Origin of the sequence: Arthrobacter sp. 2MCAF14 (genome assembly GCF_052115645.1) — a bacterium.
In the GTDB taxonomy this organism is placed as follows: domain Bacteria; phylum Actinomycetota; class Actinomycetes; order Actinomycetales; family Micrococcaceae; genus Arthrobacter.
The window spans coordinates 1-13,506 of sequence record NZ_JBFRHB010000066.1; the positions used below are offsets into that span (position 1 = coordinate 1).

A 13,506-nucleotide genomic window follows, 5' to 3' on the forward strand; every position below is an offset into this window, starting at 1 on the left:
CCCAACTGCCCAGGACCTTGCCCTCCACATTAGCAAGCGTCACACTCCCGCGCATATTGGTAGCGAACGTGGCCAACTTCAACCGATTCTCATCATTCAAAACCGGCGTCGACCACTTGTCCACACGAACATCCACCGCCTCCGAAGGCGCACCCACCTTCTCATCCGTCTTCATCGACAAGAACCCACCTCGACTCAGCACACTCATCCGCGGCCCCGGAACGAACCCAAGCAGCCACACGCCCAATCATTCGTGCATACGATACCACGCAACCCTTGAATCCGATACCACGACCGTCTGCATTCGATTCTAGGTTCGCTTGACCCTGCCGCATGGGACTGATAGAAAGAAGCCCACATGCCGACTGGGACGCCCCTCGGCGCCAGCGTGTGCGAACCGGGAGGAAAGAATGACAGCGTCCGCCGAACTCACGATGAGTATCGCCGATCAACTCTTCGCCATCGAGCAGATCAAGCAGGTGAAGAGCAAGTACGCCTACAGTGCTGATCGTCACAAGTGGGACGACTTCGCCTCGGTGTTCGCTCCGGATGCAGTCTTCGACGAAAGCGATTTCCCGACTCCGCTTCAGCCGTACACCAAGGACCCTGTCCCCAGCACCCTGTCCGACTACTTCAAGCAGTCTGCCGAAAAGGCCGAGTGGCCTCTGATCGGCCGCGACGCGATTCTCGCCGCGCATGTCGACCTCCCCGACGATCACGTGATGGTGCACCACATCATGGATCCCTACATCGTGCTCACCTCGGATAGCACCGCCACGGCGAGGTTCAGGTTCGAAAGTTACCACTGGTTCCCGGTCGGCAGGCCGGTCAAACACATGCACAACATCGGCGCCTACCACGAGACCTACGTCCGACTCGACGACGGCAACTGGTACATCCATACCTTCAAGCTCGAACGCCAGCGGGTCGAGTGCGTCTAGAGCAGGCACTCGTCGGCAGCAGGCAGCTTGTTGCGTGGGGGCGTCACCGACTGTGGTCCGACACGACATCCAGCAGGGATGCCAGGTCGGCATGACTAAGATTAGGAACGAAGCCCCATGTCCAGAATCCTGACAGAGGACCAGCTCGCGATTCGCGACAAAGTACGAACCTTTGCACGCGAAACCCTCGGTCCACGCAGGCTGGAGGGTTACGACAACCCGCCATTTCTCAAAGAGATGAACCGGCTCCTGGGCGACGCCGGCATCTTGCGCGTGTTTGCACCGAAGTCGCTCGGCGGCGACGAGATGGGTGTCATGGGGATGGTCATCGTCATGGAAGAACTCTCACGCGAGTGTCCTGGCGTCGCCCTGAGCGCGATGATGCAGATGAACATTCCCGTGAACATGGTCAGTACGCCGGCCGTCGCAGAGCGCTGGGCCCGAAGTGCACTAGCCGGCGAAACGACCGTATCCTTCGCATCGACCAACCCTGCCGGTTACGCCAATTACGGCGAGCACCCGGATCTGGCGCGCCGCGAAGGGGATGGGTATGTTCTCAACGGCGTCCGCCATTTCGCAGGACAGGGGACTTTCGCGGACGTGATGGGCGTCTCGGGTCTGGTCAACGGCGATATGCACCTGTTCTGGCTTACCACCGATCAGCCCGGCTTGACGATAACCGCGATGCCGAAGATGGGCGTTGGTGCGCCCTGGGGCTATGTCGAAATGTCGGACGTACGGGTTCCTGCGGAACGTGTGCGCGACATGAGCGTTCTGGTGAAAGACCGCCAGCTCACCGACGTGACGGGTGCAAGCAAAGTTTCGACGCACCCCATCTCAGCGATGGCACTAGGGCTCGCCGAGGGTGTGTGGGAAAAGACGGACGCATTCCTGCGAGAGCGCACGTTCAACCACGAGTCACTGGCGTCGATGCAAGCACTCCAGCACAAGATGGTGCGGATGAAGCAGAACATCGAAGCCGGTCGATCGATGCTCTACGATGCAACGCAGCTCGTTCAGGTCGGCCAGGGTGACCCTGTCCTGGACCACCTCCTGAAGCCCTTCCTCACCGAGATGGCCTTCGACGTCGCGACCACCTGTATGACCCTGCACGGTGGACGCGGGTATCAGACCTCAGAAGGGATCGAAATCTACCTGCGCGACGCCGCCGGGCTCCTGATCGGAGAATGCACAACCGACATGCACTACTCCACCGTCGCAAGTCTCCTTGATATGCCGGGAGCGCTACCGGGGTCGCCCTGAGGCCCCGACCGGCGCTCCGACCCCGGTCACCCGATCTGATGGAGGAACCTGAAACCACGGGTGTGTCGTCAGTTATTGTCCAGCTGGGGTCGCGCGTCGCATCCCGGACTGCCGACGTGAACGACTGCCAACCCTGAACGTGCATCCTCCGCCGGTCGTCGACGCTCTGGAAAGAACCGCCCTCCGCGCTTGATACGTCTTGCCCGACGTCTGCCAGGCGGAGAATTCTGACTTCGTCGATCTCGATGAGCGCAGGGACCTCGCCGCAGGAACCGATGATCTCGTATCGCTCGCCGGCCTCGAGATCGGCTCCTGCTCGAGGTCGAAGACGGCGCCCAGTCGACTGGTCGGCGTCTTCGTTCCACTCAGAATCGACGCGATGATCCGATCCCGCGGCTCTCCTGGTTGTCCGAATTCGATGCGTGCATCCTTGACGCTGCGTCAATTCCCTTTGCGGCCCCGACGGTTACTGAGGTACCACCCGGAGCGCGCCGTCCATTCGCACGGTTTCGCCGTTGATGTAGTCGTGTTCGGCAAGCATCAGGACCAGTTGCGCGAACTCGTCGGGTCGCGCCAGTCGCTTGGGGAAAACTACTCCCTCAGCCAGGCCCGCCCTGTAGGTCTCCGAGACCGTAGCGAGCATCGGCGTGTCCACGATTCCGGGGATCGTATCGGCCCGGATGCCAGACCGCGCGAGGTCTCGAGCGGCGACGATCGTCATCGCCGCGACTCCGCCCTTCGATGCCGAGTAAGCGATCTGCCCGATCTGCACTTCGAACGCGGCAACGGAAGCGGTGTTGACGATGAACCCGCGCTGTTCGTTCTCATCCGCGGATGCCGTCGGCGCCATCCTTTCGGCAGCCAGACGCATCACATTGAACGTCCCTAGGTGACCGAGCCCGACCTCCACGCCCTCACCGCATAACCCCGACCCCGAAGGACCACAGGATCACCCAAAGGACTTGACCCGCGTCAATCCGAAGGCGAAGAGTGACAGCGCTCAACCGCGATCTGCAACCAAACATTTCCGGCCTTCTCAACAATATTGGTTCAGGCAACTCTGGGTCACCGAGGAGTGATAGATGAATATCGGGTCTCACGGTGCGGTCGAGGAAGAGGTCGTAACCCAGGACTCCTCGACATGCGATCCCAGGTTCCCTGCCGAGCATTGCTTCACTCATTTCATCAGCCACGGAAGCGTTGTGCACGCCAACATGTGGCTGGCCCACGGGCCTCAGCCAAAGGTGACTGTCATCGTAAGCTCGCAGCGTTTAGGTGGACTTCTTGGATTTCATTCGAGAGGAAACCGCAGGTCGGGTGGACATGAGCAAGAGCCTTTCGATAATGCGTCCAGAAGACACCGACCGTCTCAGCATCATTACTCAGGCAACGAAATTGGGGAGCAAGAAGTTACTGCTCTTCGCGGCCTCACAGGACACTGTGACTCCCGTCGAGCTGGCGCATTATTCGATCACGAGTGCGCTTACCGACGCCGGGGCGAAACGCTTGACAAGTGTCGTTTTGGACACTGATCACATGTTTTTGGGCAAAAGAAATAGCGCTCGCGCAGCTTCTGGTCAGGTGGCTCCGGTGCGGAGAGCCTCTGCTAACTCACTGTCTGGCACATCATCCCCGAGACCGCAACCACTACTCGAGGTTGAGCAGTTGTCCGATCGTGCGATCCGGATCAAGTCGCTCGATGCTGCCAACCACGTCGCGCGCCGCCGAAGTACCGATGACTGGACTCGCGAGAGAAATGAACTTGCTCTTGAGGGCCTCCCACTCGGCTCCCAGTCCCGAATCTGGTGTGGGCTGATACGCATCGACTTCCGCTTCCAGAACATGTCCGTTCTGAAGCGTTATCTCAACGCGTGTCGGGGCCGTCATCTGCCGGTCGACCTCCGGGTACACGGTGACGAGCTGGCGTAGGGCGACAAGTCGTGCGTCATGCACGCTTGCGTCAGTAAATCCAGCGGGACCGGTGTCCAGGCCTGCGAGAGCGATACTGGCAGCATGCCGCACACTGAATTTGCCCTCTAGCCCTGAAACAGGGTCGCTGATGCAGCAGATGTCCGTCACCTTGTCGGGAACAAACAGGCGAACGCCGGCAATGTCGTTTTCGGTGAACGCATGTGCGCCGCGTAGCTGGGCGACTCCATTGATGGTCGAGTGGGTACCGTGACAGCTGGCGTGTCGCTTGAAGAGAACTGACTCGATCGCCAAGCGATCTCCCATGACCGCCTGTGGACGAGATGGGTCAAAGGTGGCGCTGTGCGTCCAGACGAACCCTTGCCGTCCTTCGATTCCGTCCGTGGGTGCGGTGAACCCCTTCGCCGCCAGTTGCGCAGCGAGCATGCCCCCGGAGGCAGCGTTCGCCGCATTCAGGTGTTTGCCCATTGTTCCGAAGGTGCGCCTGAGCCCGGCTGCCTGCGTGGCCGCGAGGGTATAGCTCCGCTCGAAACCGTTTACATCGAGGCCGAGGAGATGCGCGCATGCTCCTGCGGCGCCAAACGTGCCGTAGATGCCGGTGCCGTGGAAGCCGTTCTCGTAGGCCGAAGGTCCTGTTGCGAGGGCAATGCGGGCCTGTCCTTGCAGTCCGGCAACGATCGCTGCCACGGCCTGTCCGGTGGTTGACTGTAAAGCCTCACCCAGTGCGACCGCCGCCGATACGACCGCTGCCGACGGGTGTCCATCCATCCAAAAACTCGAGTCATCGAAGTCCAGTGCGTGCGCAGCCATAGCGTTCGCCATTGCTGCCTCGCGTGGTGACGTGCGCAGTTGCGTTCCGATAATGGTGGCGACCGGTCGCGATCCGGTTTCGGCTGCAATCGCCTGCCCTATTCGCCCCACAGGCTCCACAGAGCCTGCCATCGCCGCGCCGAGCCAGTCGAGCAACACGTGGCGCGCTCTAGTCATAACAAGCGGTGGCAGGTCTGCATAGCTCATCGCGGCGACTTCTTCAGCTACCCGAGCGGTGAAGCCGTCAGCGCTTGTCTCATCTGTTCGCACCATCGAATTGGATCAAACGTAACGGGATTAGTCAAGGACAAATGGCATCGTATCCAATCTAGCGCCCGTCCCGTACACACACGACAGGACTCGACCGGCGTCGGCGTGTTTAGGGCCCTGAGACGTGATCGTTGGCGAACGTGCCGATACCTTCAGGAGCCTCACGCGCTTCCGGCAGGAACGACTCGAAAGAGTCCACACGTGCACCATTTCGTCGTACTCCTGGTAGCTGGGAGGCGCGCCCTCCCGCCGAAGCTTGGCGGCCAGGTTACGCGAGTCGTCCAGAAGCACCTCAGCACCCCCGACCAGCAACTGACAGGGCGGAAGCCAACCGAGGTCCGTCAACATCGGAAACGCGATCAGTGCGCAGTTTGTGGTGTTGGCGTCCGGAGTGATGTTAGCCGCCCTAAGCTTCCTGGCATTCCTGGGATAGAGACTTTCAAGGGCCATTCGTTCCACACGAGTCGTTGGGGCTATGATTACACCGGCGGGGACAACCTCGGGGGTATGGCCGGGCTGGCTGACAAACGGGTCGCGATGATTGATGCCGGTGCAACAGCGGTGCAGGTGATGCCTCGGGGTTGCCGAGGACGCCAAGGAAACATTCCTCGTCCAGAGGACCCGTCGCGAAGCGAGTTCCGCTCTTCCCGCAGCCAAACCCGACACCATCACCACGGAAGGCGAGCCATAGTGTCCGGCGTCCTCACGACCCTGGAATCTTATTCAGAACGTAGTGGTATCGTATCCAATCAGCAACGTTATCGTCGATTTCGAGTGATAACCTTGTAGCTAAGGCAGAAGAGCACCTTCGCGTCGAGCACCCTAGCCGGGAGTATTAACGCGAAAGAGATCCTCTTCGCGGCTTTCTGAACGCACCTTTGCCAGCCCCGAACGAAGCTCAGAAACTGGCGCACGGGTTCGGATTCACACGCCAGGTGACGAACAAAGGAAACTCATGAAGGATAAGCTTCAGCGCTACGGCGTGTGGAAGGTGGCAGACACCTGGACTCCGGCTCTGGCAAAAGAACTGGAGACGTTGGGTTTCGGGGCTCTGTGGATCGGCGGCTCAAGGGACAGCGAACTGCACCTGGCGGAGCAACTGCTGCAGGCCACAGACAACATCGTTGTGGCGACGGGAATCATCAACGTGTGGTCCACGGATGCAGACACCGTTGGCCAAGCGTTCCACCGAATCGAGCAGCGCTTCCCCGGGAGGTTCCTCCTGGGTATCGGCGCCGGCCACCGCGAGTCCAACCCGACCGTCTACGACAAGCCGTACACGGCGGTGAAGCACTACCTCGACCGTCTCGACGCCGGCGACGTGCCGTCCTGTCGACGCGTCCTAGCCGCATTGGGCCCCGACATGGTGCGCCTATCTGGCCGTCGGTCATTGGGAGCTCATCCCTACCTCACCATTCCGAAGCACACCAGGAAGGCCCGGGACCTGCTGGGACCCCTCCCCCTGCTCGCTCCCGAGCAGAAGGTCGTTCTAGGATCGGACCCTCGCATCACCCGCACGATCGGACGCGCAGCGGTTGATGACCCCTACCTCCAGCGGGTGAACTACCGCAACAACCTGCTGTCCCTCGGCTACACCGAGGACGAGATGATCAATGGCGGAAGCGACCGGCTGATCGACGATCTCGTCCTGCAGGGCACCGCCACCCAGGCGGCCGAACGGCTGGAGGGCCATCACGCCGCCGGGGCCGATCACGTTGCCATTCAGCTCCTGTCGGAAGAGGCGCCCACTGTCGAGTCGTATCGCGACCTGGCACAGGCTCTCGGCCTTCGCGGAGTGCGGTGACGAGGGCCCGCGGCCCGAGGCATCCCCAAGGACACGCACACAGGGCGATGGCGGGAGTCAGAGTCCTGACCTAGGGGGAGTCAGACGCTCTAGACCGCTGCGACATGCGACGGTACTCATTCAGAGCGACAGCTTGATCAGCCGGCGCCTCAACCATGCCTCGCACGTCCCGACCCGATCATCTTTTTCGCCTGTCCGAAGTCTTTGGGCGAGTTCGACGACAACCGTGCCGGGGAGGTAGACGACGGCGAATCTTCCTGTCGACGGGTCTCATCGGACGAAAGTGCCGTCATAGCCCGCCGAAATCCCAAGGGTTTTGAGCCGACAGTCGTATTGATTCGACCAGAATCATGGGACATCGGTGCCAGGAAGCGGTGAGTCGGGGAGCGTTGCAACGACTGCCTTCGCACGGGCGGCGGCGTTCGGTATCGACTCAGGGTGCATCCCGTCGTCGCCCATCAACGCGCAGTCGCCTGCTGCCAGTATGACGCTCAGCGTGGTGTGTCCCCGGTTGTCCGCGAGCAGACCGTTGGGGTTCCTTGAAGCCGTTCTCCAAAGGCAGAATGTTCGCCGCCGGGACCCTGCATTCTTCGAAAGGAAGTTCCGCCATGTGGAACCGGACGATGAAGGTTCTGGTAGGGCCGAGTACAAGACCAGGCGAAACCTTCTCAACGATGACTGCTCGGATGTCGCTCAGCTTCGGGCCAAATCGGACGTCCACGAGAAATATACTGGCGGCGTCAGCGCCGCCAGAGAAGACGATGCGTCCGTTGAGGACAACCTCGGAGCCGTCGATTTGGCCGCTTGTGCTCAAGCCCATCAGCTCCGAGCCTGCCTCGGGTTCGGTGAGTGCGATCGAGAGGCGCAGCTCGCCACTCAGCATTCGAGGGATGCATCTCTCCTGCTGATCCGGGCTTCCGGGCTTCCGGGCTTCCGTGCTTCCAGGCTTCCGTGCTTCCGTGCTTCCGTGCTTCGTGATGATGCTCAGGGGGCCCACGTCGAAGACATTCATGGCCGCAGCGGTGGTTGGCCATACGCTTGCGATTGCATCCAGCACCAGCAATGCATCAAGTTCGGAACGCCCTCCGCCCCCGAACTCTTTGGGCGCGCAGATCCCCGGCAGCCCCGCCTCTCGCAAGAGGATGATGTTCTCCGCCGGTCCTCCTGAGTACGATGCCACTGCATCGCTTTTGCTGTGAAGTTTTCAAGCGCCAAAGTTCGACCCGTGGCGATGAGGTCCACTTGGTCCTGGCTACGGCCGAACATTCGTATATTTCCCTTTTTCTAGAGGCACGGAGTGCCGCGCGAGTGTTCAAAGGCGACGGATGACGTTGCAGCACCGATCGGTCGCCGTCCCGCTACTGAGCGGTGTGTCCACCGTCGATAACGAGGTCCGCACCCGTCATAAAACGCGATTCGTCTGAGGCAAGGTAAAGCACGCCATACGCGATGTCGATGGGATCCGCAGCGAATCCCATCGGGATCTTCGACAGCGTGCGAGCGATTCTCTCTTCTGGGAAGTTCTCGAGGATGGGCGTACGAACGAGGCCGGGATACACCGTGTTGACTCGAACGCCGTCCTTGGCAACGCCAAGAGCAATCTCTCGAGAGAGTGCACCTACCGCGGCCTTCGACGACGCATAGGCCGCCGATCCACCACTGACCCCGCCCACGAATGCGGCAGCAGAAGACACGTTGACTATCGAGCCCGCGCCGGACTTCGTCAGCTCGGGCATGACCGCCTTGATGCCGAGCATTGCACCCATGATGTTTGTCGTCAGAACCGTCGTGGCGTTTTCGGCGTCGAAGTTCCACGGCTCCTCGCTCGCGAGGCCGGGGATCGCCGCGTTATTCACGAGAATGTCTAATCGGCCGAAGGCATCAACTGCCTGGGCGACGGCGCTGGCCCAGTCGTTTTCGTTTGTAATGTCATGCGTGACGCCGAGCACTCGCTCGCTGTTCAACTGTCGATTAACGTCCGACACCAACTCATTTAGCCGCGCTTCGTTGCGTCCGGTTGCGAGGACTCTCGCGCCCTCATCGGCAAAGAGCTTCACTAGGGCCCCGCCGACGCCACCAGAGGCGCCGGTGATGATCGCCACCTTGTCTGCCAATCGCCCCATGAGATTGCTGCCCTCTCCGAGTTTTTGACGGCCGTCGATGCTAGCGCCCCATCCCCTTCCCGAGGAATCGCGGTCGCGACAATCACCCTAACTCAGGTCTGAATACGATGTCAACAGAGCGACGAGACTCACCAATAGTGCTCGATGACGCTACGGCGGTGCAGTTGCTGCGCATCGCGCCGGCGACGATTGATCGCCAACCAACGGCAACGTGAGGATCTGCTTCGGCGCCCATCCAGTGCCCGTTCCCAGGCCTTTCGCAGAGCTACTTCAAGAGCACCTCGCGGGCCGCCCGAATGTAAGAACCGGAGCGGGCACTCAAGCCCGTGGCTCGTCCCGGGAACGCGCGCCGGCCTGCCACTTCACCCAAACACCATCATCGACAAGCTCCGCAGCCTGGGCATCGACCTGCGCGTCGCACGAAATACAGTCTTGGACGAACACCTCTTAGTGTCACCGCCGCCACTGGTCGCCGACGCCCTCGGCTACAGCCACCAGATCGCATCCTCCGCGCCGACAAGGCCTGGTCCCGCTACGTCAACCTCCGAACCAGACCCTGACTGACAAGGGATCCGGGCCTCTGTTATCTATGCTTCGCCTGCCACTCGCTCGAGATCTGGTCAATAAAACCGAATAACTCTGGGGAGGACAACTCGAAGATCGCCTGCGCAAGTAAATCCCGGTCTTCGTCGTTTAGCGCGACGTAATCGTGGCCCTGAACAGTTTCCGCCCATGTCAATGGCAAACTCGCTCCTAGTGAGTGTTCCGGCAAGGTACTGGCTGACTGCGTGGAGCAAATGTCCACGGTTGAGTTCAACATAAGCAACAACCGAGTCCCAGGGATATGTGGCAAGTTCCTTTAGGGCCACGGGAAGGGGCGTGCGCAGCTCGACCAGGTTCAGCACCGCCGCGCGTCTTTAAGGCTTCAAATCAGACATAATGGCTGGCTGCCTTCTGCTTGTTCTCTAATGGCCGACCGTGATTGCGCGAAAACTGCAACCAGACGTCCCACGACCTTACCGACAGTCAGGGCGTTCTGATGCCAGAGCATGACCAGCAGAATACGACAACCTCTAATCCGCCGGGATGCCAGTAGGCGCGGACGACTGGTCTCGACGCCCCTCCCCGGCGCTCAGGAAAGGTTGTGGATTGCCCCGGCCCCGCGAACCGCCCTGGCGCGGGTGTGGAAGTCGATCTTTGGCATGCGCGGGGAATCGTCCAGTTTGACTGCCAGGATCAGTGCAGGTGGCTGGCGGTGCGGCATTTGTGGATGTTGTGCAGTGATCGGTGATCAGGCCCATGCCGACGTATTCGCGCACAGCGGCGATGCCGGCAACAGCATCGGACTTGGTATCGAAGGGCTTGGAAACTGCTATGACAGTTCCATCGGGTGCGGTCAGCGGAAACCTGAACGCTGATTCCGGGTCGACAAAGAATTCGAACATTCCTGCCATTGCGATCCTTTCGTCTGCGGGATCTTGAGGCCGCATCTTTGCCACCCCGACAAGCACGGCGCATCGTTGCCTCCGTTTTCCCTGACGGATCCCGGCGTCCAATTTTTCATCAATTCAGCATGCGTTCCTCGAGTTTCCCGTGGGAACGTTTGCCAGCGCAAGACTTTGACCGGCATCCAGTCGAAGTGATCACCTGCTCTCGCGTCAAGTACGGGCGCACTTTCCTCGGGGAGTTCACGAGACCGCCTCGGCGCTTCGCGGGGTGTCAACAAATGTTGACCTCTCCCCCGCTGTCAACTAATGGTGACCCATGGAGGTGGACCGGATGAAAACACTGATTGCCTCCATGGACGGAAAGGACTGGCTGAAGCCCTGCAGGCGGTCGACGAGCTGCAGAAGGAAGTCGGGCGCACAAAGCGTCCCTGGTCAGGAAGCTGTCCACCATAAATACGGGAAAGCAGGCATTCTGCATTAATTGCATGATTCATTCATCTGATGAAATATGTTTGATGGGCTGTGCCGGTTGATTCGGCGGGACGGGTGTTCGATTTCGAGGCGGTACGGGTCAGTAACCAGGGCTGGTCCCAGAGGCCTTCACGAATGCGCCGATCTGCTCCAGCGCTTCCTGTCCTTCAGGCAGGAATGACGAGAACAGCGTCCAGACGTGCACCATGTCGTTGTACTCGCGGTATTCGACGAGCGCCCCTTCCCGCTCAAGCTTCTCCGCTAGATTGCGTGAGTCGTCCAGCAGGACCTCCGCACCCCCCACGAGCAATAGGCAAGGCGGGAGCCAGCCGAGATCGCACAGCATCGGGAACGCCGCCGGCACCTCATCCGGTCCTCGCCCACTGAGGTACAGACCGGCAGCGCGTTGAATGCCTTTGCGCGAGACGACCGGGTCGATGTTTGCGCGCTCTTCGTAGCTGGGATTGGTGACTGTCAGGTCGACGAGGGGCGACACGAGGACGATGCGGCCCGGGAGTGTCGCCCCTGCGCGGTGCAAATCCCACAAAGAGCTGATCACGAGTCCCCCGCCTGCAGAGTCTCCGATGGCGAAGCATGACTGAGGCCCAACTTCGTCGATCGCGGCAGCAAGGACGCTTCGGGCGTCGTCGAGGGCCGCCGGAAACGGATGTTCCGGGGCCAGACGGTACTCCGCCACGAAGACCCGCGCGTCGGTTGCCCGTGACACCTCCGCAGCGTAGGCACGATAGCCCTTGGCCGATCCGATGATGTAGCCGCCCCCGTGCAGCATCACGCCGATCCGACCGGTAGAGGCGCCAGCGGCGCGGACCCAGTACCCGTCGATGCCTCCGTAGGTGGCGGCGGTGATCGACACATCATCAGGGATGGGCAGCTGTGCGAGCACCGCCTCGTAGCCCTCGCGGCGGTCCTCCAGTGTTCCCCCACCGTGGGCCGGCAGCGCGTGCTCCAGCATCGCTTTGGCCCGGTCGAGCGGAGTTGAAACTACCGACTTGGTCTCTGACATCATTGAACCCTTTCGTTGCGAGCCGCTTGTGCAACCGGATGACTAGGCAGCTCCTCCGGAATCTCCGCGTTCCGCGCCGCGGCGCCGGGAACGCGAACGCGCTGCCGACCGGCGAGGCTACTACCCAAAGCATCGTGGGACGAAAAGTACTCGTAGCGCATCTGTCGGCGCGCGAACAACCATCGGCCCTCGACCCAGCGATACTCGTCGTCGTAGCGATACGCTGCGAGACACCGCTGGCCCTTGATCGCCACCTCTCCATGTCCCATCTGCACACCAACCGCTGTCTTCGCACCCAACGCCAGGTCCACCAGGTGCGAATGAACGCTATGGACGGTCATGGAGTAGGTGCGCATGATCTGAGCGAAGAACTCACGCAACTCCTCGCGACCTGTGTGCACGTGTCCGGCACGCAGGAAAGTGCCGTCCTGCGCGAACAAGTTGACAAGGGCGTTCAAATCGTGGCTGTCCACAAGGATCGGATAGATCGCACCCAGTTGCTGGATTGCCTGCACATCAGCCAACCGCTGCACGTGCAGTAGTTCCGACCCTGCCTCAATGCGGGGGCTAAAGTTGATGGTGTTGACGTCCAGCGTCATGGTGAGCCTCCTTATGGCGTTCTGGTCCTTCTGTAAGATCCCGGTCCTGGGAGTGCTCCCGTGATCGTTGTGCACGAACGATGACGTCTAGGTCCACGAGATGTCTATTCGGTTGTGCGTAGATGTTGTGGCCCGGTGTAAGTGACTTGGCTGCCGGGGACGTGACGCCATTTCTGGCCCTGGTCCTGCTCTTCGATGAAGTGCGCAGCAAGAGACAACGTCCGTGGAGTCATCAGGATGGGACGTGCCAGGCGTGGGTCGAGGCCGAGGTCCAAAAGCAGCGCGGCGGAGACGCCGTCGATGTTGGTTGCGATTCGCCGTCCCACGGCTGCTTCCAGCTCGGTCTCGATGGACTCAAGCAGGAGACAGTGATCGCCATAGACCCCGTATTCGTCGGCGATTCCCATCAGCAGAGGCGCCCGTGGGTCGACGTCGTGGTGCGGGTGCCCGAATCCTTCGATCGGTTCCCGGGCGGCTCGCCTGTCCGTGACGATGCTTCGCGCCTTCGCGCGGATCTCATCGCGACGATGGCTTCCGGTGCTCTGGACGCTGGCTATGGCTTCCCGGAGCCACCCGGCGATCTGTTCTCCGGCGCCGCCGTGGTGATCACCGATGGTGAGCATCCCAGCAGCGATTCCTACCTGGATAGGATTCCCGTACGAGGCCATCATTCGGGTGACGGTGGTCGTTGGTGAGATGCCATGTTCCATGACCGAGACCATGATGGCCTCAAGGACGTGGGCCTGACCTTCGGTTGGTAATCGACCGCTGATCAGGAGATATGCGAGTTCACCAAAGCTGCGTTTGCCGATCATTGAGGTCAG

At 60.8% G+C, this 13,506-nt stretch carries 13 protein-coding genes and 1 pseudogene; 3 read left to right on the forward strand and 11 right to left on the reverse strand.

What is annotated here, in order from left to right:
* Positions 1–181: hypothetical protein (locus AB4074_RS23830; protein WP_441415598.1), on the reverse strand; the 181-nt coding region annotated here is incomplete at its 3' end.
* Between the two features lie 229 nt (positions 182–410).
* Between AB4074_RS23830 and AB4074_RS23835 the strand changes: the two genes are divergently transcribed.
* Both AB4074_RS23835 and AB4074_RS23840 read left to right on the forward strand, forming a co-directional pair.
* Entirely contained in the window at positions 411–941 is a 531-nt protein-coding gene (locus AB4074_RS23835) for a nuclear transport factor 2 family protein (protein WP_441415599.1), read from the forward strand.
* A gap of 117 nt (positions 942–1,058) precedes the next feature.
* Positions 1,059–2,204 (forward strand): acyl-CoA dehydrogenase family protein, encoded by a 1,146-nt coding sequence (locus AB4074_RS23840; RefSeq protein WP_441415600.1) that lies wholly within the window; start codon positions 1,059–1,061, stop codon positions 2,202–2,204.
* Positions 2,205–2,670: 466 nt separating this feature from the next.
* Here the strand turns inward: AB4074_RS23840 and AB4074_RS23845 are convergent, their stop codons facing one another.
* The 3 genes from AB4074_RS23845 to AB4074_RS23855 all read right to left on the reverse strand — a co-directional run bounded on the left by AB4074_RS23845 (position 2,671) and on the right by AB4074_RS23855 (position 5,882).
* Positions 2,671–3,114, reverse strand: coding sequence for an SDR family oxidoreductase (locus tag AB4074_RS23845; protein ID WP_441415601.1), 444 nt, complete (start codon positions 3,112–3,114; stop codon positions 2,671–2,673).
* 737 nt (positions 3,115–3,851) lie between these two features.
* Positions 3,852–5,216 (reverse strand): MmgE/PrpD family protein, encoded by a 1,365-nt coding sequence (locus AB4074_RS23850; RefSeq protein ID WP_441415602.1) that lies wholly within the window; start codon positions 5,214–5,216, stop codon positions 3,852–3,854.
* Positions 5,217–5,240: 24 nt separating this feature from the next.
* The gene (locus AB4074_RS23855) at positions 5,241–5,882 is read right to left on the reverse strand and encodes an alpha/beta hydrolase (RefSeq protein WP_441415610.1); all 642 of its coding nucleotides are present in this window, start codon (positions 5,880–5,882) and stop codon (positions 5,241–5,243) included.
* 286 nt (positions 5,883–6,168) lie between these two features.
* Between AB4074_RS23855 and AB4074_RS23860 the strand changes: the two genes are divergently transcribed.
* On the forward strand, positions 6,169–7,017 hold the full coding sequence (locus AB4074_RS23860) for a TIGR03620 family F420-dependent LLM class oxidoreductase (protein ID WP_441415603.1): 849 nt from the start codon (positions 6,169–6,171) through the stop codon (positions 7,015–7,017).
* A gap of 270 nt (positions 7,018–7,287) precedes the next feature.
* Here the strand turns inward: AB4074_RS23860 and AB4074_RS23865 are convergent.
* The 7 genes and pseudogenes from AB4074_RS23865 to AB4074_RS23895 all read right to left on the reverse strand — a co-directional run.
* Positions 7,288–7,356 (reverse strand): annotated as a pseudogene (locus AB4074_RS23865) (hypothetical protein); the annotation flags it as partial.
* Positions 7,357–7,450: 94 nt separating this feature from the next.
* Positions 7,451–8,197: an acyl-CoA dehydrogenase family protein gene (locus AB4074_RS23870; protein WP_441415604.1), complete on the reverse strand. Its 747-nt coding sequence runs from the start codon at positions 8,195–8,197 to the stop codon at positions 7,451–7,453.
* Between the two features lie 178 nt (positions 8,198–8,375).
* Positions 8,376–9,131, reverse strand: coding sequence for an SDR family NAD(P)-dependent oxidoreductase (locus AB4074_RS23875; RefSeq protein ID WP_441415605.1), 756 nt, complete (start codon positions 9,129–9,131; stop codon positions 8,376–8,378).
* Positions 9,132–10,213: 1,082 nt separating this feature from the next.
* Positions 10,214–10,594 carry a YegP family protein gene (locus AB4074_RS23880; RefSeq protein ID WP_441415606.1) on the reverse strand — a complete coding sequence of 127 codons (381 nt, stop codon included), beginning with the start codon at positions 10,592–10,594 and terminating at the stop codon, positions 10,214–10,216.
* Between the two features lie 565 nt (positions 10,595–11,159).
* A complete protein-coding gene (locus AB4074_RS23885; protein WP_441415607.1) occupies positions 11,160–12,083 on the reverse strand; it encodes an alpha/beta hydrolase in 924 nt (307 codons plus the stop codon).
* A complete protein-coding gene (locus AB4074_RS23890; RefSeq protein WP_441415608.1) occupies positions 12,083–12,682 on the reverse strand; it encodes a nuclear transport factor 2 family protein in 600 nt (199 codons plus the stop codon). Before AB4074_RS23890 ends, AB4074_RS23885 begins: the two co-directional genes overlap by 1 nt.
* Before the next feature lie 104 nt (positions 12,683–12,786).
* A partial coding sequence (locus AB4074_RS23895) for a citrate/2-methylcitrate synthase (RefSeq protein ID WP_441415609.1) occupies positions 12,787–13,506 on the reverse strand: 720 nt, incomplete at its 5' end.